The sequence below is a fragment of the Aerococcus sp. NPDC058936 genome, from assembly GCF_042741995.1.
In the GTDB taxonomy this organism is placed as follows: domain Bacteria; phylum Bacillota; class Bacilli; order Lactobacillales; family Aerococcaceae; genus Aerococcus.
Genome location: NZ_JBHYKZ010000002.1, coordinates 169,224 through 190,817, shown reverse-complemented (window position 1 = coordinate 190,817; position 21,594 = coordinate 169,224). Strand labels below are relative to the sequence as shown.

The following is a 21,594-nucleotide window of genomic DNA, read 5'->3' as shown; positions in this document are numbered from 1 at the left end:
CTTATCGTGTAGCGTTAAGTTCCACATTTTAAAGAAATTTTAGCTGGTATTAATCACTAAAATACTATCAATAATAAATACTCAAATAAAAAAACTACCTAGAGGTAGTCTGTTTCAAATCTTGATTAATTTGTATGCAAGTCAGCATCGACATACTCATGGATGAATCGTGTGCTGGCTTTATCTGGATCTAAGGCTTCAAACAAAATATCCACGGCCCTTGACCCGATAATATGAGAATTCAAGTTGATATAAGAAGTCTTATTGGTCGACTGGACGCTGCCTTGTCTGTAGGCTGAAAAAGTGATTGTGTGGACGTTCTGAATATTCTGGGTATCCAAGTAATTCCGAATCCCTTCAGCAACCAGTTCATCGGAAATAACCAGTCCGTCAATTTGACTAAAATCAATTTTATTTTGTGCTAATTCATAACCATCACTTGGTAAGAAGTTGAAATCGTTATAAATCAAGCTAGGGTCATAAATAATATCTGCGCTCTCCACGGCCCGTTTGTAGCCCTTGTGGCGGTCAGCGATAAAGAATTGGTTCATATCCCCACCGATATAGGCAATCCGGTCACAACCTTGTTGGATAAGAGCCTTAGTAGCCTGGTAACCAATCAATTCATTGTCGTTATCCACATAATGAACTTTAGTGTTGTCTGGCGACCCGATAACGACGGCTGGACAGTTGACTTTCTGGGCGAACCGCAATAGGGGGTCATTTTTTGAAGCATATAGAAAAATCAACCCCTCAACTTGCTTACCGTTCACAATTTTTTCAATGTGCTTTTGCCGTTGATCATCATCTAAACCGACTGAAAGCAGGATAGAATAATCGCGTTTCGCCATCTCAAAATTGATTCCGCGTAAAACGGTCGGGAAGAAGGGGTTTTGGTAAAAGGCGTCAGTAGCCAGGGGTAGTACAAGGCCGAATGTTTTAGAATGGGCACTTGCAAGCCCTTGCGCATAAATGTTTGGAAAATAATTCATTTCCTTCATCACAGTCCGCACTTTATTTTTAGTTTTTTCACTAATCGAAGGGTTATCAGCGATCACCCGTGAAACGGTGGAAGGCGCTACACCCGCTCTTTTAGCGACATCTCGAATTGTAATTGCCATAAAGCGTTATCCTCTCTGCTTGATACCTTTATTATAAAGTAAATTGACAACGCTTTCAAATTTATTTAAAAAAGTTTACGAAATCGGTTGCATTGTGGAAGCGCTTTATGTAAAATGTAAGTGACTTAACAAAGAAATAGTGAAAACAGGAGGTTCAAGCATGGAAAGAGCAAGTGGTGTCGTTTTACACATATCTTCCCTACCCAATCAATTTGGTATCGGCTCATTTGGCGCGTCAGCCTATGAATTTGTCGACTTTCTAGTCAAAACCAAGCAACAGTACTGGCAAATTCTACCACTGACTACAACGTCATACGGGGACTCGCCTTACCAATCATTCTCAGCATTTGCTGGTAACACCCATTTTATTGATTTTGATCTGTTAGCGAAACAGGGTTACCTAGATAAAACGGATTATCAAGGGGTTAATTTTGGTAATAACCCGAAGAAGGTAGCTTATAATATTCTTTTTAAAAACAGAAGACCTATACTTGAAAAGGCTGTAGCTAACTTTGTGTCAACAAATGCTTACAGTAAACCGGAATTTATTCAATTTTATGAAGAAAATAGCTTTTGGTTGATACCTTTTGCCCAATATATGACTGTTAAAGAAGAAAATGGACAAAACCCCTGGTATGAATGGCCAACGAACTTACGCAACTATGATGAAGCGGTGGTCAACCAATTCTGCGAGGCTCATATTGAGCGGTATGACTACCATCTGGTCACCCAATTTTGGTTTAACCAACAATATAAAGCTTTAAAAGAATATGCCAATGACAACCACATAGAAATCATTGGAGACATTCCAATTTATGTGGCCCGCGATTCAGTTGAAATGTGGACACAACCGGAATTATTCCTTACTGACGAGAAGAACAATCCCTCACTCGTTGCCGGTGTGCCACCTGATTTCTATTCAGCTGACGGTCAATATTGGGGCAACCCGATTTACGACTGGGACTACATGGAAGAAACGGATTATGCATGGTGGATCTTGCGGATGAAGGAAAGCTTCAAACTGTATGATGTGGTAAGGATTGACCACTTCCGCGGCTTTGAAAGCTATTGGGCAGTGCCATTTGGTTCGCCAACAGCTGCCTCAGGTTCATGGCAGAAGGGGCCTGGAAATAAGATTTTCGACCAATTTAAGAAAGAATTAGGCGATATCAAAGTGATTGCGGAAGACTTAGGGTTTATGACGCAAGCTGTGCATGATATGCGCGATCATACAGAGTATCCTGGTATGAAAGTGTTGCAGAACGGCTTCTACGGGCAAGACTCAGAAGATTTACCACATCATTATCCAGTTAATTCAGTTGCCTATGCGTCAACTCATGATTCCATGCAAGCCTATGACTGGTATATGAACCAAGCAAGCCAAGCAGACCGAGACCAAGCGGACCAATACTTGAACCGTGGTGTAGGGGAACACCCATCAGACGCCTTTGTTCGAGGGATCGCCGCATCGCCGTCAAGATTAGCTATCTATATGATGAACGACTTGTTACGGTTGGGACCTGAAGGCCGGATTAATATCCCGTCTACAATTGGTGGCAACTGGGACTGGCGAGTCCGTCAAGAAGATTTTACGGTCGACCTTGAAGAACGCTTGCTTTCAGTCACTGAAACATACTTTAGAGTAAATCAAGCTTTCATTAGTCAAGATGATCAAAATAATGGTATAAATAGCATAGCAGCGGAGGCGGCCTTTTTACCTGAAGATAATGATTAGTTGAATGTAATAATTGGAAAATTTTGAACTTACTGATACGCAGTTAAAGATAAGGAGACAATCATGTTAAATTTAAACGAACGTGCTCAAGCGCAATTTAATCAGCCACTAAGCGAGTTGTCACACGCGGAAATCTACAAAATTTTATTAGACCTTGTTCAAGAAAAAACAGCTGCAATGCCACAAAATCAAGGTAAACGTAAACTTTATTATATTTCTGCTGAATTTTTAATTGGTAAATTACTATCAAACAACCTATTAAACTTAGGCTTATACGATGAAGTAGCTGCTGAATTAGCGGAAAATGGGACTTCTCTTGCTGAAGTTGAAGAAGCTGAAGCAGAGCCGTCACTAGGAAATGGTGGTTTGGGCCGTCTAGCAGCTTGCTTCCTAGACTCAATCGCCACTTTAGGGTTGAATGGTGACGGGGTAGGATTAAATTACCACTTCGGGCTATTCCGCCAATACTTTGAGGATAATAAACAATCTTACGAACCCGATGAATGGTTAGACCACCCAACGTGGCTAAAAAAATCTGATATTTCTTATAAGGTGCCGTTTGGTCAATTCACTTTACAATCAACGCTATATGAAATTGATGTACCTGGTTACAACCAACCAAACGTCAATAAATTACGCTTATTTGACTTAGATACAGTAAATCCAGAAATTATCGAAGAAGGTTCTATTAATTTTGACAAAACTCAAATTGAAGAGAACTTGACCTTATTCTTATATCCAGATGACTCTGACCGTAATGGTAACTTATTACGTATCTATCAACAATATTTCATGGTCTCAAATGGTGCTCAATTAGCCATTCAAGAAGCGATCGAACGTGGGTCTAACATCCATGACTTAGCAGAATATGTTGTTGTGCAAATTAACGATACGCATCCGACATTTGTTATTCCAGAATTCGTTCGATTATTAACAACGGAACATGGCATTGATTTTGAAGAAGCAGTAGAAATCACACGCAATGTGGTTGCTTTCACTAACCATACGATTCTTTCAGAAGCCTTGGAAAAATGGCCATTATCTGATATTCATGAAGTTGTACCAGATATTGCTGAAATCATTGTACAGCTAGACGAAATCATTAAAGATCAATTCCCAGATAATAAAGCAGTTCACATCGTTGATGAATTGAGTATTGTGCATATGGCATCGATTGCGATTCACTTTGGATTCTCAATCAACGGGGTTGCCGCTTTACATACAGAAATATTGAAAAATAATGAGTTAAACCATTTTTACGAAATTTACCCTGAAAAATTCTCAAATAAAACCAACGGAATTACCTTCCGCCGTTGGTTGATGGCATCTAATCCGTCATTAACAAACTTTATTGATGAACATATTGGGACAAAATGGCGTGAAGATGCTGACTTAACTGGCCTATTAGCCTTCGAAGATGATGATAAGGTATTAGATGAGTTACATCACATTAAGAGAGAAAATAAAAATGCCTTGGCAGACCATTTACAACGTACTCGTGGTATTAACATTGACCGTCATTCAATCGTAGATGTTCAAATTAAACGTATTCATGAATATAAACGACAACAAATGCTGGCCTTATACATCATCTACAAATACCACGAAATTAAAGCAGGGAACATTCCTGGAACGCCAATTACCATTATTTTCGGTGGTAAAGCAGCGCCAGCCTATACGATTGCGAAAGATATTATTCATTTAATCTTGTCATTATCAGAATTAATTGAAAATGACTTAGATGTGGCACCACACTTGAAAGTGGTGTTCGTAGACAACTACAACGTGTCTGAAGCGGAATACTTAATTCCAGCAGCCAACATCTCTGAGCAAATTTCACTAGCTTCTAAAGAAGCTTCTGGTACTGGTAACATGAAGTTCATGTTAAATGGCGCATTAACTATCATGACTTGGGATGGTGCCAACGTTGAAATCGCTGAAAAAGTAGGTGAAGAAAACGTTTATCCATTTGGTAAATCAAGTGAGGAAATCGTTAACCTATACGCGACAGATGGTTATGACCCACAAGACTACTACAAACAAGAACGTATTCAACCATTAGTAGACTTCATTATCTCTGATGAATTGATGGCTTACGGTATTCCTGAACGTCTGCACCGTCTATATAAAGACATGACCAACAAGGACTACTTTATGGCTTTGATCGACTTAGAGGAATTCATTGATGTGAAAGAAAAAGCTTACTACGATTACGAAGACCGTCGTGACTGGACCCGTCGTTCATTGATCAATATCGCGAATGCAGGGTACTTCTCAGCTGACCGTACGATTGCAGAATACAATAAAGATATTTGGCATTTAGACCAGTAATCGTTCGTTAAATATTGAACACATTTGCATAATCAAGAAGAACCGAGTGGGGAAAATATCCTGCTCGGTTTTTCTTGTATCTTTCGGACAGGAAATGGATAATGATGAAAAGGGTTTCACTTTCTTGCGAACCCCTTTTGACACAAGTAGGACAGGAGGGTATATAAGTGAAAAAAGCATTAATTGTATGCGCAGATGGGATGTCATCGTCACTAGTCGCTAAGAAGGCAACTGCACTATTTCAAACACAAGGTACAGACATCGAGGTTGCCGCAACATCTATTTATGCCGGGCAAAAGGCAATTGAAGAGGATCAATTTGATTTATACCTAGTCAGCCCACAGACCCGGATGTATTTTGACAAATTAGCCAAATTTGCCCACCGGATGGGCAAATCCATTGTAAAAATCCCACCCCAAGCTTACGTCCCACTAGCCAAGCAAACGCAGATGTTGGCAGACCTGATAGAAGAAAATATTTAAAGGTGTATGAGCAGAATTAGAATGTATTTTCTGGTTTTTTGATGCATGTTAGCGTAAAATGGTTGCAATATATCGTAAGCACTTACATTTTTTGGAGGCGGGTTAATGACAGCACAAGCACTATATTTAGGTATTGATATCGGCGGTACGAATATTAAATCTGGTTTGGTAGACAAAGTGGGTCAAATTACCAACCAGGATAAGCGGAAAACGCCCCAGAACTTGCCAGATTTAAAATTAGCCATCATTGATATTGTCAATCAAGCACAGGCACTAGTGGGCGACCAGTTGAAAGGGGTTGGCTTTTCAGCTCCTGGACGGGTGGTTACAGAAACAGGAGTTGTCCATGTTGGGGGTGCAATCCCTTTTATCGATGGCTTAAATTTCAAACACTTTATTCAAGAAAATTTTGGCTTACCAGCGGCGGCTATTAATGATGGTAAGGCAGCGGCACAAGCTGAATTGTGGCAAGGTCATTTAGCCGAGGTGGAGAATGGCTTAGTTTTACTATTGGGGACTGGTGTTGGTGGCGGGATTGTTTTAAATGGCCAATTGCACCAAGGGAGTCATTTCCAAGCGGGCGAACTGTCCTATATGTATGCATCTTCTAACGATATGACCACAGAAAACGCAATGGGAAGACGCGGATCTGCCGTTATCTTTATCAACAAATCAAGAGCGTTATTAGGATTAGCACCTGGTGACGGTGAGGAAGTTTTCCAAGCCTTAGAAGAGGGAGACAATCCTGAAGTTACAGCCTTATTCGAACAATATTGCCAAGATATCGTTTATATCATCCATACCCTACAGATATCGCTAGACCTAGACAGGGTCGTTTTTGGTGGAGGTATTTCAGCCCAGCCAATAGTGCTAAAAGGGATTCAAGACAAATATGATGCAGTACGCCGTGATGTCCCATGGTTTAATGATTCCTTTGAACCGATTGAGCTTGGTTTGTGTAAATATGGTAGTGAAGCCAACTTGATTGGGGCCGTATATCAATTATTGATAGAAAAAGAGATTTAACAAAAACCGCCTATTTTATAATGGGCGGTTTTTGTTAAATATGAACATTGATAGGTATTGCACTATCGGATTACTTTTTCTGAACGACAACCCGATATCTATAAAGTGGCGTACTAATTAGCCCGACAATTACAAGATGTATCCACACCGGAACAAGTACAACTTGATTGGTGTGAATGGCGGTTAGCAATTGGCCATACGGAAATAGCATAGAAAAATTCTTAAAGATGACTGGATAGGTGGCAGTTGGCATCGCTAATCCAGAAATGATAGGTAAGATATTCATAAAAATATTATTGAAAAAATAAATATTACTCATATTGATTGCCAGATAGAAAGCTATGATACCAATCATTAAACTATAGAGAATGCTCAAAGGTAACAATGCGATTGCGCTATACATTTGATTGGTCGTTACGCCGAATATCGCTAGAATGCAAATATTGATTAGAAATAAAAGCAGCGAGCTAAAGTAAACGGTCGCTATTTTGTCAAACCAATATTTTATAGCATAAGGCTTATGAACAATCATTTCAGTATGGATGCCTAATACTTTATCTGTTACCAGTAGCTGATTAATCGTATTGATTGCACTCGCGTTGGCAGAAATAAAAACTGAACTTAAGGCGATGTTATAGTCAATGGTGCTGGAATATTGCTGGTTAATGAGTACAAACAATATCATCTGAATAATGGGTGAGATAAAGAAGTAAGTGATAAAAGTTTTGATATCACGAAGGTAGATTAATGATGAAAATTGAATACGCAATTTATACTAACCTCCCTTGACCGTCTTGTTTCGCCCAACGTAAAAGAATGCTCCCTAGGCTAATTGCAAGGGCTAGCCAGATCATTAAGGACAACAGATAGCTCCACGAGTTATAACTGGCGTCGTTGTTGGAAAGTAATTTTCGAATGGGATAAACTAGCGGGAGCCCCCACTGAGTATACATGGAGAGGTGATCAAAAAATGTTCCTTGTCCAATTAAACCACTGCATAAAAGAAGGGGTATATGTATAAGCTCTTCGTAGACAATTGCATTAGGTGTTAACACAAAGAAAGCAGCAATCAACATATCCATTACTGCTACACTCAGCCATAGCATTAACACTAAAAGGATAAATTCAAAAGTTAAGTCAGTCACTTGAACTTGGAAAATGCGTGCTAAACCATAAGAAAGTGGGAAGGAGATCAATCCGAAAGTCGAGGCCGGTAAAATGAGTGCGGTTAGTGACATAAAATCGTTAACGCCCGTATTGATTAAATAAGTCAAGGTACCCTGATGTCTCTGGAAGCCGATTGAACCTGTTGCTGTTGTAGCAGAAGCCCATAAGCCAAATATTGCACTCCGTATCCATAAATAAGGATCATCCAACCGGTCATAGCCATGTGCTGTTAGATATTGTAAGAGAAAGATGGTCGTTGTTGAAATGATGGGTAGCCATAAAAAGTATTGATTTCTAATATAAACTTTCATATGGAATAAAAATAAACGTAAAAATCGAAACATTATGACCTCCTTAAACTTGGTGCAACAGATAAGTAGGCTTCTTCTAAGGTGGATCCTTTAGGTAAGCCAGAATAGTGAATAATATCTGCTACTGCACCCTCAAATTTTAGGCTACCGCCACCAATAAGTATAATGCGATTAGATAGGGTTTCAATCTCCCCCATAATGTGACTTGTCAGCAAGATGCTCACATTTTCCTCTACAGTTAATTTTTTGATTGTATCTCTTATTTCTTTAGCGATTTCCACATCTAATCCGTTAGTAGGTTCATCTAGTAAGAGTAGGGAGGGTTTGTTTAATAGCGATTTAGCGATATGTAATCGTTGATTCATGCCTTTAGAGAAAAATTTTACTTGTTTATTTTTTACATCAGTCAGCGAAACGATATCTAAAACTCTATGGACCTCTTGTTTACGTTCTCGAAATGGTACATTTGCAAGGTCAGCATAGAAGTTTAAATTATCATAGGCTGAAACATTTCCGTAGAAACCTAAATCACCTCCGAAAGAAACGCCAATATCATTCTTATAGTGGTCTTGTTTACCATTTACCCAAATTTTCCCGGCAGTTTTTTCGATATAACCGCCGATCATTGAAACGATGGTTGTTTTTCCAGCACCATTTGGTCCAATAAGTGAAACAATTTCACCCGGGGCAATATCAAAAGAAACATCTTTGACTGCTTGAAAAGGCGTTTTTTTACCGTAAGATTTTGATAGATTTTTAACAGTTAAAGTATTCATATATCCATTCACTTTCTTTGTTGAAATGATGATCTGGTCGAAGGAGATGAGGCATTCATTGGTCACGCAATTTTGAAAAAAGACCACAAATCATTCTGGTCTATGGCCAGGATGAATCGCATTAGGTTGCTTATTGATCAGATCAACTTATATTGGCTAAATTTTAACACAAAAAATGAATAAAAAACCACCTACCGTTGGGAGTCGGTAGGTGGTTTACTTTATAATCTTTCGTTTGGGAGGAGAAAGATTTATGAAGAAAAGTTTATATATTGGGTATGCTTATATAATAGCGTGGACCTTTGAATTTCTCGTGAAGATTTGAGATAAAATCTTGAAGAAAATATGAAGTCTTACAAAAATGCTGATTTAAAGGGGGTTTAATGAGGTGTAGAAGATAATAATAACACCAATAGGACAAAATTTAAGAAAAATTGACTATCCAAGGTAGTGGTTTCAGGGGATTTCCCTATCACTAAATCAAATCTTTTTCGAAGAAGACCATATCCCGTACACACCGTCTCAATTGCGAGGAAGTGCGACAGGGGTTAGGGGATAGATGACCTGCACACTAGAGTAGATTTAATAGCATGTAAATACGAAATGATCGTGGCATAATTTATTTCCAAGGCGATAACTTGAAAAAGGCGAAGTGCAATCATCTAGTCGTTCACCTTTTTTGATTATTTTCGGATAGTAAAAAATATTTTTCATGTTTTTTAAACTTTTTTCAGAAATATTATTGACATCTTTGCTATCAGATGATATTCTTATCTAGTCGTCAGTTGATGACACAAAAAAACGCGGAAATAGCTCAGTGGTAGAGCACCACCTTGCCAAGGTGGGGGTCGCGGGTTCGAACCCCGTTTTCCGCTTTGTCTAAAAGACAAAACATTTAAATACTTTTTATAATATGCCGGGGTGGCGGAATAGGCAGACGCACAGGACTTAAAATCCTGCGAGGGTTAACCTCGTACCGGTTCGACCCCGGTCCTCGGCATTTTATATTTATGCACCCATGGCTCAACTGGATAGAGTACTTGACTACGAATCAAGCGGTTGCAGGTTCGAATCCTGCTGGGTGCATGTTTATTTTTTTAATAGCGGGAAATAGCTCAGCTTGGTAGAGCACTTGGTTTGGGACCAAGGGGTCGCAGGTTCGAATCCTGTTTTCCCGACTAATGGGGTAGCTCAAGAGGGCTATCTTTTTTTTATCTTTAAATTTCATGTACTTTTAAAAAGGTGCGAGACTTGGCGTTTGTAGAAAAGAGGGGTTCACCTTCCTATCTTGGCCTGGGTGCTTGCGCCTTTTTCATTTTCTGTGTCTGTAATGGTACTTTTGACCTATGAGTCTACCTTATAAAAAGTTTACAATAAAAATTGAAGAAATACGTTATACTAAAGGTGATTAGAATTTCAGACAATAGCGTAGACTATTGAGGGGAGGTTGACTATGGATATGCATCGTAAACAATTCGTACAGCGATTGATTCATTTACTGAATATTGTGGGTACGGTTGCGACTGTAATCTTTATTGTTTGGGCATGGCGGAATGGTTTGTTGACAGATAAGGTGGCCTTTTTAAGATTTATGGGCCACTTTGGGATTGCCGCACCGCTGATGTTCGTAGTGATTCAATTTATACAAACGGTTGTGCCCGTCATACCAGGATCAATTACCATCCCGCTTGGCGTATACATGTTTGGTAATGTTTGGGGCTTTGTTTGGAATTTGATGCCCATTTTCCTAGGGTCTATATTCAACTTCTATTTGGCTCGAAAATATGGCCGGAGCTTGGTCCATATGCTAGTGGGGGACAAATACTATAATAAGGCCTTAAGTTGGCTAGATGACCGGTCGGGCTTTAAACGGGTCTTGATTTTAGGTTTGATCTTGCCCTTTATGCCGGCTGATGTGATTTGCTATGTGGCTGGTTTAACCAATTTGTCTCTGTCACGTTTCGTTCAAGTCTTAGCAGTAGGGAAACCCGTTACCATTTTGATTTACTCCTATTCAACCATTTTTTTAGTTGAACTAGTGAGTAAGTGGATATAGGAGTCTATGATGAAAATTTTATTGCATAGTGATATGAAGAAATCAATTCAACAAAGTGGGGTAGGACGCGCCCAGTTGCACCAGGAAATGGCCCTTGAATCCGCGGGCATTGCCTATACAACCAACTACAAGGATGACTTCGACATGGTTCACATCAATACCGTCTTTCCGCATTCCCTTGTTGTTGCCAAAAAGGCAAAAGCCGCTGGTAAACCTGTCATCTATCATGCTCACTCAACTATGGAGGATTTCAAGAATTCCTACACCTTTTCTAACCAAGCGTCACTCGGTTTTAAATACTGGCTCAACACCTGCTACAACTCTGCAGACCTGATCCTAACGCCAAGTCAGTATGCTAAAAACTTGCTTGAAAAATACGACATCGATAAACCTATCCATGTCATTTCAAACGGGATTGACCTAGCGTATTGGCAAGCCAGCCCAGAAGAAGTAGCCAACATGCGGGACCGGTTTAACTTGCGCCCAGACCAAAAGGTAGCTATTTCAGTCGGTCTCCAAATCGAACGTAAGGGGATTATTGAATTTGTCGAATTGGCCAAGCAAATGCCAGATGTTACCTTTATTTGGTTTGGTTATTCCAATCCTCACGCCTTGCCTAAAGATGTCAAAAAAGCCATCGCCACCAAGTTGCCGAATTTGATTTTTGCCGGCTATATCCCACGTGACCAAGTCCGCGTGGCCTATCAAATGGCGGATGTCTATCTATTCATGACCCACGAGGAAACAGAAGGGATCGTCTTACTTGAAGCATTAGCTAGCAAGGTGAACACGATTGTATCTGACTTACCGGTCTTTGATTATTTAAAAGCCGACCGTGATGTTTATAAAGCGAACTCACTTGAAGATTTTAAGGTGCAATTACAAGGTCTTTTAGACGGCGATTTAGTCAGTTTGAGTGAGAATGGTTACCAACAAGCCAGCTTGAAAAGTATTCAAAGTATTGGCCAACAGTACATTTATGAGTACCAATATGCCCGTGCCTGTCAACTAGAAAAGCAAAGCGATAATAAACTCAGCAAAATCCTTTTTTCAACTTTTAAAACATGAGAACAAAATCTACTAAAAAATGTAGACAAATTGACGGTCCTGTCTAACTGCAGAATAGGGTCGTCTTTTTTCGTAATATGTGCGTTTAAGGCCGCTATTTGTTATCATATGAAAATGATTGAAAAGGGGATAGATATGAAAGCAATTGGATTTGATTTAGACGATACCTTGTACAACCGATTAACCATCTATGAGGAAACCTACCGAGATATGCAGGCGACAGACCACCATCTAGACGTTGATTTTGAGACCTTCAATCAAGTCTACGCTGAATTCTCCGAGCAAGAATATCAAGCCTTTATGGCTGGCAAAAAGACAGAAGCTGCCTTCAAAAATGACCGGGTCATTGAGACATATGCACATTTTGGTCATGAAATTGACCAAGCAACTGCGAAAAAATTCAACCAACTGAAAAATCAATATCAAGAACAATTAAGATTAAGCGAAGACTTAGTAGCCTTGATGGAAGCGGCCTTATCTAAAGGGATGACGCTATTCGTTTTAACTAATGGGTCAACGGAAGCGCAAATAGATAAATTGACCAATCTAGGTGTCGATCAATTTATTGATAAGGATAAGTGGTACATTTCTGAAAGTATGGGTGGATCAAAACCACACCGTAAGATATTTGATGCGATTACTGCTGACTTAAACCTGACACCAAAAGAAATCTTGTTCGTCGGTGACGACTACCAAAACGACATAGAAGGGGCCATTCAAGCTGGATGGCAAGCTATCCACTACAGTACAACAGAAGTTCCAAACACAGTAGCCACCTGCACAACAGACGACTTCCTTGAAATGCGGACTTTGTTAGGGAATTTATAAAAAACCCGATCTGTCGTGTCAGCTATCTTGATATGAATGACTGATTTCGGAAGAAAATTTACCGAATGAAACAAAGTGTTTTTAATTTACCATAAAAATAAAAATTGATGTAATCCATTCAATTTTTGAGAAAGTCAGCAAAAGCCTATATTTTGTTGGCTTTTTTTATTTGGCATTAAATAAAACATAGGTTCCATAAAATGTTATATAATTTAACACGTTCAGCCTTTTTGCGGAAATTTCATTGACAATTGATTGTATTTAGAACATGATAAAACACATATAAAATAATGAGAAAATAAGAGGTGTTTTTTAATGATTTCATTTATGGGGTATGCCCTGATTGTTATTTTCATGTTTGTGATTATGCGTAAGAAGATGTCACCCTTCATTGGTTTAGTGTTCTTGCCATTGCTATGGGCGCTGATTGGGCAAATGTTCGGTTTGTGGCAGATTGATATCGGCCAAGCGGCAATGGATGGCTTGGGGACCACGTCATCTACCGGAATTATGCTATTCTTCGCTATTTACATGTTCACCATCATGATTGATGCAGGGCTATTCGATCCCTTGTCTAACGCGATGATTCGTTTTGCCAAAGGAGACCCCTTAAAAGTGGCCTTGGCTACTGTCGCCTTAACGGCTGCTGTTTCCTTAAACGGTGATGGGACAGCGACTATGATCATTGTCTGTACCGCTATGGTGCCGATTTACAAGAAACTGAATATGTCCTTGTTGAACCTAGCTGTTTTAACCATGACGTCACACTCAATCGTTAACTTACTGCCTTGGGGTGGGCCAACTGCCCGTGCTATCGCAGTTATGGGGGTTGAAACCAATGATGTTATGCGCGGACTAGTGCCGATGATGGTAGCTGGTTTGATTTATATGTTTATCATCGCTTGGATTTTTGGTTTACAAGAACGGAAGACCCTTGGTGTAGTAAACCTGTCTGAACAAGAAATGCAGGCGATGATGGTTATCGACGACCCAGAAACCCTTGAATTACGTCGACCTAAAAATGTCTGGATTAACTTAATTATCGTCCTTGTAGCTATTGGCTTATTGGTTGAAGGGTCTGTGCCTTCAGCGATTATCTTTATGTTAGGGACTGTGATCACCTTACTAGTCAACTATCCAAATCCTAAAGATCAAAAAGCGCGAATTGACAGTAACGCATCTGAAGCCAACCAGGTGGTGATGACCGTATTTGGTGCCGGTATTTTCATGGGGATTTTAAACGCGACCGGTATGTCAGATGCCATTGCCACATCACTAATCACGATCATTCCTGAGTCATTAAGTGGTTTCTACGGTCTAATCGTAGCCATTATTTCAGCGCCAGGTACTTATTTCCTACATAACGACGCCTTCTACTACGGCATGATGCCTATCTTGTCAGAAGCCGGCTATGCTTACGGATTTACCCCATTGCAACTGACTTTTGCATCGTTAATCGGTCAATCTTTCCATCTGTTCAGCCCGCTAGTACCTTTCTCGTACGTACTGCTTGGTTTAACTGGCGTGGAATGGGGCGACTGGCAGAAAAAAGGCTTGGTCGTGTCACTTGGCATTTTCATTGTCTACGTGATTACTGCTGCCATCTTTGGTTTGGTGCCCATTTTCCAATAATGATGAATCAAATAAAGCTATTATATTATCGACTTTAAAAGGAGTGGTTTCATGACGAATACACATACAATCGCCTTAATTCCTGGGGACGGAATTGGAAAAGAAATTACACAAGTTGTCAAACAAGTGGCGAAAGCCCTAGGCAGTCCAATTATCTGGGACGAAGTGGTCGCTGGACAAGACGCCATTGATGAAACGGGTGAATTGATCCCCAAAGCTGTTTACGACGCCATTGATACCCACAAGGTTGCCTTAAAAGGGCCTGTTGCAACACCAATTGGTGAGGGTTTTAGATCGGTCAACGTATCACTTAGAAAACATTATCAATTACATACAAACATCCGCCCAATCCGTGTGCTAGGCCAAATTCCTGCACTTCACCGGGACGTGGATATCGTTTTATTCCGGGAGAATACAGAAGATTTATACGCGGGCGTAGAAGAGCAAATTTCACCTGACGAAGCCCATTCCATCAAAATCATTACCAGACAGGCGACAGAACGGATTGTCACAGCAGCCTTTGAGTATGCTGTGGCTAATGACCGGAAAAAGGTCGCTATCGTCACTAAAGCCAATATTATGAAACTATCAGACGGATTATTCCTAAAAGTTGCTCGCGAAATTGCCGCTAAATATCCGCAAATTGAAGCAACGGAGGTTTTAGTCGACAACATGGCCATGCAATTGGTGATGCGTCCCCAACAGTACGATGTGGTCGTCACCGAAAACTTATACGGCGATATTTTATCTGATTTGATGGCCGGTTTGATTGGTGGTTTGGGGTTAGTTCCAGGTGCCAATCTGGGCGACGACGTGGCGATATTTGAGGCCGTTCATGGATCAGCACCAGATATTGCTGGTCAAGGTATTGCCAACCCGACAGCCATCTTATTGGCCTTTGCGGACCTACTAGACCACATCAGTTTACAAGCAGATGCCACTCGTTTGCGCAAAGCTTTGAATTTGGTCTTGTCCGACGCAAGTAACTTTACCCGAGACTTAGGTGGCGATTTAACAACAGCAGCCTTCACTGACAAGCTGGTCTCAGCTTTAGCATAAGATGGCGTATCTTAAAATCGTCTAATGATTTTGAATTGAAAAAAATGAGGCAAACGCACTTCAATTTGAGGGTAGCGTAAAGGATTTGACCAACATTCCTTTGCGTTGCCTTTTTGCTATATAAAGGTGCGGTATTTCAAATTTTTCTATTACAACAGATAAGGCTCGTTAAGATAAGTCTTCAAATTGGGTTCTAAAAGTCAAACTCTTCCGACACTTCCCTAAATATGCTAAACACTTGCAGTGTTTGTTCGGCTTTTGGTCCAGTGCATCGAGTCTTAACGGCTTTTGTCACTCCTCCAATTACCGAGCTTTTGAATTGACTAGTTAAGGTCGGTTATCGTATGATATGGTTGAATAGTCAAAATTAGTCAAAATAAGAATCAGGCTTGAGGTGATGAATGTGAAAAATAGAAATATGTCTGATATTATTGAATCTTATTTAAAGCAAATCTTACAACAAGAAGAGCATGTTGAGATTAGTCGTAGCGAAATAGCAGACCAATTTCAATGTGTCCCATCACAAATTAATTACGTGATTAACACGCGGTTTACCCCGCAAAAGGGTTATATTGTAGAAAGTAAACGTGGTGGGGGCGGATATATCCGCATTATGAAACTGGAAATTGTCGAAGAGGCTGAATTAATCGATGCTATGGTCGACCTTGTCCATCAAAAAATGAGCTTACGTGATGCAACTGCCATCATTCAAAATTTATTAGTCAACGAGATTGTTACCGAAAATGAAGCGCAAATCATGCACTCAGCGGTCGACAAGGATGCCCTAGGAAAAATTGTTAACGCTGATGAAGTCCGGTCCTTAATTTTAAGATCGATGCTTGTGAAGCTGAAATATAGGTAACCAGATAGGAGGACCTTATGAACGAAATTTATACAGAGAAAGCAAAACAGGCCTTATTGTACGCTGCTGAAGAAGCCAAGCAATTTCGTCATAAAGCCATTGGAACAGAACATTTGCTACTAGGACTTTACCGTGAGCCCGAGGGTGTTGCGCATAGCGTGTTAGTTGACCACTTGCCAAGTTACGAGGCTGTGAAAGAAGAAGTTGAATTTGTCATCGGATATGGTAAGGATGAAGTCCAAGACGGCACCTTAGACTTGAATCGCGTGGTGTATTCACCACGTTCAAGAAAAGTCTTATATATTGCAGGTGAAGAAGCGCAACGCCAACAAGTTACTTTAGTCGGCACAGAGCACATTTTGCTATCTTTAATCGCTGACCAAGTACTAGCTGTTCGTATTCTGAAAAACCTGGACGTGGATATCGAGAAATTACGTAAAGACATCTACCGTTCAATTGGCCAACGTCCACCAGTACGCAACCGAAGCAACGAGAACAACAACAAACCATCAAACCACGGTAGCAAACGCCCACAAAGTACGACGCCAACCTTAGACTCTTTAACCAGAGACCTAACGGAACAAGCACGTAACGGGCAGTTAGATCCAGTGGTCGGTCGTAAGAAAGAATTGCGGCGAATCATGCAAGTCCTTAGCCGCCGAACTAAAAATAATCCAGTTTTAGTAGGTGAGCCAGGTGTTGGTAAAACAGCCATCGCTGAAGCAGTTGCCATCGCAGTTGCAAACAACGATGTTGTATCAACCTTAGCCAACAAACGTGTCGTATCTCTTGATGTCGGGTCCCTTGTTGCAGGTACTAAATACCGTGGGGAATTCGAAGACCGGGTGAAAAACCTACTAGAGGAAACTGAAAAAGCCGGGAATGTCATCTTATTTATTGACGAATTACATAGCTTAATCGGTGCCGGTGCAGCAGAAGGCGCTATTGATGCTTCTAACTTAATGAAACCAGCCTTAGCACGTGGCCACTTACAAGTAATTGGGGCAACGACCTTAAATGAATACCAAAAATACATTGAAAAAGATGCCGCTTTAGAACGTCGTTTCGCCAAAGTCCTAGTTGACGAACCAAGCGAAGCAGATGCTATCGAAATTCTAAAAGGAATCCGGAAAGATTACGAAAAATTCCACCGGGTAACGATTAAAGATGAGGCGATTGAAGCCGCAGTACGATTAGGAAATCGTTATATCGCAGACCGTTTCTTACCAGATAAAGCCATTGATATTATGGATGAAGCTGCAGCCACAGCTCGTTTAGACAACGGCGATAAAGACGAAGCCCAACAAACAATTGTTGGTATCCGCAAGCAATTAACGGACTTAGAAGACTTGAAGAAACACTATGTGAATACCCAAGAATTCGAAAAAGCTGCTGGCGTCCACCAACAACAGCAACGCTTAAGTCAAGAATTGTTTAACTTACAAAACAACCCACAAGTTGTTTCAGATGGGCCGTTCGATCTTGAAATCGACAGCCAAAATGTAGCGGATATCGTTGCAATGTGGACAGGTGTGCCAATGCAACAATTAACCCAAAGTGAAAACCAACAGTTAATCAAACTAGAAGACCACTTACATAAACGTGTCAAAGGGCAAGATGAAGCTGTTAAGAGCGTGGCTCGTGCCATACGTCGTGCCCGTTCAGGGATTAAGGATCCAAACCGTCCAATCGGTTCATTCATGTTCCTTGGCCCAACAGGTGTTGGTAAAACTGAATTAGCCAAAGCCCTAGCAGGTGAAATGTTTGGTTCAGATACCAATATCATCCGTTTAGACATGTCTGAATACATGGAAAAATACTCAACAAGTCGAATGATTGGTTCAGCACCAGGTTACGTCGGCTATGATGAAGGTGGTCAGTTGACTGAACAAGTTCGTCAACACCCATATTCAGTGGTCTTATTCGATGAGATTGAAAAAGCCCACCCGGATGTCTTCAATATGCTACTACAAGTCTTAGATGATGGTTATATTACAGACTCTAAAGGCCGTAAAGTAGACTTCCGTAACACAGTCATGATCATGACGTCTAACTTGGGGGCAACTGCCATCCGTGACGATAAAAACGTCGGATTCGGTGCCAAACAAGCCACAGATAGTCATGAAGAAATGGATAGTCGTATCCGTAAAGAATTGAAGTCTGCCTTCAGACCAGAATTTTTAAACCGTGTGGATGAAATCATTGTCTTCCATACATTAGCGGAAGCGCAAATCGTTGAAATCGTACAGAAATTTACTACAGCCTTAACCAAATTATTAGCAGAGCAAGGTGTGAAACTCCGTGTGACACAAGGCGCTAATAAAGAAATTGCAAGTAAAGGCTTTGATAAAGAGTACGGTGCACGTCCATTACGCCGTGTAATCCAACAAAAAGTTGAAGATCCAATCGCTGAAATGTTGATCGCTGATAAAATCAGCGAAGGCGACGTTGTCACAGTCGGTGCCCGCCAAGGAGAATTATACATCCGTGTAAAACACCCAGATGGCCAAGAAGAAAGCAACGACGTCAAAGACTTGATTAGTGCAGGTCAATAAGCTTTCACAATAAGTCGTTTGAAGCGGACTGTTATGTTAATACAGTCCGCTTTTTTATTTACTTTTGGCATGTCTTTTAATGGTGGTGAATGAGAGGCGGCCACCACAAAGGTATGATATTTAGCCTTAATGACTGCCTTGACTAGTAACCATATTATTTTCGCTGGTATCATAGATATGCTATAATGTATATAATAATTATGGGGAGTGATATCATGGAACAATCAACTAAAAAAGGTTTAATTGCTTTAGGTGCAATTGCTGCAATTGCAGGTATTGCCGCTGTCGCGTTATACCAAGAAGATAAAAACTCAGCAGTCAGTGATTTCATCGATGATGCTAGCCGTCAATTACGCCACACACGTCGTGACCTAGCTCGTCATGCTGATGATGTATCATTTTTACCAAACCGCTCATTCGGTGATCGTGTAAAAGATTCAGCAGCAGATGCTTATGACTATGCTGTAGGCCAAGCAAAATCATTTACAAAATAAATCGAAAATAAATGCCTCCAATTGCTATGCTTAATAGTGGTTGGTGGTATTTTTTTATTTTATCCAGAATGACATTAGCCCTTGAAACTGGTACACTTATGAATATGAGATTTCAAAAAGAAGGGTGAAATAATGATGAGAATTGGTTACCAAGGCATTCCAGGTGCGTATAGTGAGGCGGCAACGATTGCTTTTGTACGCGAACAGTTGCATGTTGAGATTGATGATGAACGTTTAGAAATCATCTCTTACGATGACTTTAAACCCATGGTAGATGACTTAGTGGCTGAAAAAGTGGACCGCATTGTCATGCCAATTGAAAATTCGACAACAGGCTTGATTGCACGAACAATGGATATTATCCGTTACCGACCAGTCCTGGCTAAATATGAACACTACCAACCAGTAAACCATGTTTTATGGGGGTTACCAGGTGCTGACATTCATCAAGTGACGGAAGTTTACTCTCATCCAGAAGCTTTGACCCAATGTAAATTATTATTTGACCGCTATCCAAACATGGCACCAGTGGCCTATATCGATACAGCTGTTTCTGCTGAATTTATTGTGCAAGAAGATGACCCAACGAAAGCAGCGATTGCCAGCCCTCGTGCGGGTGAATTGCACGGTTTACAAGCGCTAGAACCAGCAGCATACGACGAATCAGGGAATATGACGCGGTTTTTAGTCTTTGAACGATACGACAATATCGATATGACCAATACCCATGACAAGATCATGTTATATATTGAAACACCGCATGAACCAGGTGCTTTGGCCAAGTTACTACAGGTATTAGATGTTTACCGAATCAACTTGGACGGATTAAATGCCCGTCCAATCCCAATGAAACCCTTCCGTTACGGCTTCTTTATTGAAGCAGACCCAAGCAATATGATTGGGGACTTAGAGTCATTAGAGAAGATTTTAAAAGCATTATCAACCCATATTCAAGTGGTAGCGCAATTTAAACAAAATCGTTAGATTAACGACACGAGTTCCTCTTGGCAAAATTATATTATTATATAATAAACCGCTTACATGTTACAATGGATTTGTATAGACAGATAGGATATAGGAGGAATTTTAATGGATAAACGTAAGGTAATTATTGATACGGACCCAGGAATTGACGATGCAGCGGCCTTGATGACGGCCTTATCGGACGATAGTTTGGAAATTTTAGGTTTCACTACGGTTGCTGGGAATAAGGGATTGGATATGACCACCACGAATGCGGTTCGGATATCTACTTATTTCGATGGTCGCGTGAAGATTTATCCGGGCGCTGACAACGATTACACCTCTTTAAAAGATAACAAACCGCCAAGAGAGAATGCGACTGGAAATATCCACGGGTCAAACGGAATGGGAGGGGTTGATTTCCCCTATGATGAAAGTTTGATTCAAGATCAGCACGCAGTGGATTTCATTCTTGAACAAGTTAAAGCATATCCTGGTGAAATCGATTTGATTACCTTAGGACCACTAACGAATATTGCTTTGGCAGTTGAAAAAGACTTAGCGACCATGAAACAGGTCCGGTCAATCATGTCTATGGGTGGAGCTGCTTTTGACGGGAACACCAACCCGGTAGCGGAATTTAACTATTGGTTTGACCCAGTTTCAGTCGATATCGTCTATCAAGCTTTGGGTGAATCTGTCCCGATTACAATGGTTGGTTTAGATGTTACCGGACCATCCTTACTAGATATGAACGACTTAGAATTTATACGTCAAGCAGGCGGTGAACTAGGCGGGATGATACGTGAAATGTTTGATGATTATGTCCTGAACTCATTTGAAAACGAAGGCAAAATCGGGATCGTCATCCATGACTTAGTAGCAGTTGTTGGCTACCTGCACCCAGAAATTTTGACCGAAGTCTACCATACTAACTTGGTCATTGAAACCAAAGGTGAGTATACCTACGGCCAGACCGTCATTGACTTTGACGAGCTTACTGACCGACCAAAAAACGTCTACATCGCAATGGATCTCGACCTGGAAGCCTATAAAGCCCACGTGATTTCAACCCTATTTGGCGAAGACAAATACCATCAATACCTAGACATGCTGGATTAACTTCTA

18 protein-coding genes and 4 tRNA genes are annotated in these 21,594 nt (G+C 40.6%); 18 read left to right on the top strand and 4 right to left on the bottom strand.

The window, feature by feature from the left end:
* Positions 1-125: 125 nt before the first annotated feature.
* A complete protein-coding gene (locus ACFW0C_RS02285; protein WP_378105001.1) occupies positions 126-1,121 on the bottom strand; it encodes a LacI family DNA-binding transcriptional regulator in 996 nt (331 codons plus the stop codon).
* Positions 1,122-1,281: 160 nt separating this feature from the next.
* On the opposite strand from ACFW0C_RS02285, the gene malQ reads away from it, so the two are divergent.
* The 4 genes from malQ to ACFW0C_RS02265 all read left to right on the top strand — a co-directional run bounded on the left by malQ (position 1,282) and on the right by ACFW0C_RS02265 (position 6,695).
* Positions 1,282-2,856: a 4-alpha-glucanotransferase gene (malQ, locus tag ACFW0C_RS02280; protein ID WP_378104998.1), complete on the top strand. Its 1,575-nt coding sequence runs from the start codon at positions 1,282-1,284 to the stop codon at positions 2,854-2,856.
* A gap of 63 nt (positions 2,857-2,919) precedes the next feature.
* Positions 2,920-5,187 carry a glycogen/starch/alpha-glucan phosphorylase gene (locus ACFW0C_RS02275; RefSeq protein ID WP_378104996.1) on the top strand — a complete coding sequence of 756 codons (2,268 nt, stop codon included), beginning with the start codon at positions 2,920-2,922 and terminating at the stop codon, positions 5,185-5,187.
* Positions 5,188-5,354: 167 nt separating this feature from the next.
* A complete protein-coding gene (locus tag ACFW0C_RS02270) occupies positions 5,355-5,669 on the top strand; it encodes a PTS cellobiose transporter subunit IIB (RefSeq protein WP_378104995.1) in 315 nt (104 codons plus the stop codon).
* Positions 5,670-5,774: 105 nt separating this feature from the next.
* Positions 5,775-6,695 (top strand): ROK family protein, encoded by a 921-nt coding sequence (locus ACFW0C_RS02265; RefSeq protein ID WP_378104993.1) that lies wholly within the window; start codon positions 5,775-5,777, stop codon positions 6,693-6,695.
* A 70-nt stretch (positions 6,696-6,765) separates the two neighbouring features.
* Here the strand turns inward: ACFW0C_RS02265 and ACFW0C_RS02260 are convergent, their stop codons facing one another.
* Genes ACFW0C_RS02260 through ACFW0C_RS02250 form a run of 3 tightly spaced genes read right to left on the bottom strand, consistent with a single transcriptional unit; the run spans position 6,766 to position 8,961 of the window.
* Positions 6,766-7,464, bottom strand: a complete 699-nt coding sequence (locus tag ACFW0C_RS02260; RefSeq protein WP_378104990.1) for a hypothetical protein — start codon at positions 7,462-7,464, stop codon at positions 6,766-6,768.
* 1 nt (position 7,465) lies between these two features.
* Entirely contained in the window at positions 7,466-8,206 is a 741-nt protein-coding gene (locus tag ACFW0C_RS02255) for a multidrug ABC transporter permease (protein WP_378104988.1), read from the bottom strand.
* On the bottom strand, positions 8,206-8,961 hold the full coding sequence (locus ACFW0C_RS02250) for an ABC transporter ATP-binding protein (protein WP_378104985.1): 756 nt from the start codon (positions 8,959-8,961) through the stop codon (positions 8,206-8,208). The genes ACFW0C_RS02255 and ACFW0C_RS02250 overlap by 1 nt, the downstream gene beginning before the upstream one ends.
* A gap of 791 nt (positions 8,962-9,752) precedes the next feature.
* Here ACFW0C_RS02250 and ACFW0C_RS02245 point away from each other — a divergent pair.
* The 14 genes from ACFW0C_RS02245 to ACFW0C_RS02180 all read left to right on the top strand — a co-directional run bounded on the left by ACFW0C_RS02245 (position 9,753) and on the right by ACFW0C_RS02180 (position 21,588).
* Positions 9,753-9,824 (top strand) — tRNA-Gly (locus ACFW0C_RS02245).
* A 40-nt stretch (positions 9,825-9,864) separates the two neighbouring features.
* Positions 9,865-9,949, top strand: a tRNA-Leu gene (locus ACFW0C_RS02240).
* Positions 9,950-9,961: 12 nt separating this feature from the next.
* Positions 9,962-10,035, top strand: a tRNA-Arg gene (locus ACFW0C_RS02235).
* Positions 10,036-10,053: 18 nt separating this feature from the next.
* Positions 10,054-10,127 (top strand) — tRNA-Pro (locus ACFW0C_RS02230).
* Between the two features lie 275 nt (positions 10,128-10,402).
* The gene (locus ACFW0C_RS02225) at positions 10,403-11,005 is read left to right on the top strand and encodes a TVP38/TMEM64 family protein (protein ID WP_378104983.1); all 603 of its coding nucleotides are present in this window, start codon (positions 10,403-10,405) and stop codon (positions 11,003-11,005) included.
* 6 nt (positions 11,006-11,011) lie between these two features.
* Positions 11,012-12,073 carry a glycosyltransferase gene (locus ACFW0C_RS02220; RefSeq protein WP_378104981.1) on the top strand — a complete coding sequence of 354 codons (1,062 nt, stop codon included), beginning with the start codon at positions 11,012-11,014 and terminating at the stop codon, positions 12,071-12,073.
* A gap of 135 nt (positions 12,074-12,208) precedes the next feature.
* The gene (locus ACFW0C_RS02215) at positions 12,209-12,901 is read left to right on the top strand and encodes an HAD family hydrolase (protein ID WP_338191144.1); all 693 of its coding nucleotides are present in this window, start codon (positions 12,209-12,211) and stop codon (positions 12,899-12,901) included.
* 315 nt (positions 12,902-13,216) lie between these two features.
* Positions 13,217-14,533: a CitMHS family transporter gene (locus tag ACFW0C_RS02210; RefSeq protein WP_378104979.1), complete on the top strand. Its 1,317-nt coding sequence runs from the start codon at positions 13,217-13,219 to the stop codon at positions 14,531-14,533.
* 51 nt (positions 14,534-14,584) lie between these two features.
* Positions 14,585-15,592: an isocitrate/isopropylmalate dehydrogenase family protein gene (locus ACFW0C_RS02205; protein ID WP_378104977.1), complete on the top strand. Its 1,008-nt coding sequence runs from the start codon at positions 14,585-14,587 to the stop codon at positions 15,590-15,592.
* A gap of 403 nt (positions 15,593-15,995) precedes the next feature.
* Complete coding sequence (locus ACFW0C_RS02200; protein WP_338191147.1) at positions 15,996-16,454, top strand: CtsR family transcriptional regulator; 459 nt, start codon at positions 15,996-15,998, stop codon at positions 16,452-16,454.
* A 17-nt stretch (positions 16,455-16,471) separates the two neighbouring features.
* Positions 16,472-19,009, top strand: coding sequence for an ATP-dependent Clp protease ATP-binding subunit (locus ACFW0C_RS02195; protein ID WP_378104975.1), 2,538 nt, complete (start codon positions 16,472-16,474; stop codon positions 19,007-19,009).
* Positions 19,010-19,224: 215 nt separating this feature from the next.
* A complete protein-coding gene (locus ACFW0C_RS02190) occupies positions 19,225-19,503 on the top strand; it encodes an arginyl-tRNA synthetase (protein WP_378104973.1) in 279 nt (92 codons plus the stop codon).
* 132 nt (positions 19,504-19,635) lie between these two features.
* A complete protein-coding gene (locus ACFW0C_RS02185) occupies positions 19,636-20,487 on the top strand; it encodes a prephenate dehydratase (protein WP_378104972.1) in 852 nt (283 codons plus the stop codon).
* 105 nt (positions 20,488-20,592) lie between these two features.
* A complete protein-coding gene (locus ACFW0C_RS02180) occupies positions 20,593-21,588 on the top strand; it encodes a nucleoside hydrolase (RefSeq protein WP_378104970.1) in 996 nt (331 codons plus the stop codon).
* Positions 21,589-21,594 lie beyond the last annotated feature (6 nt).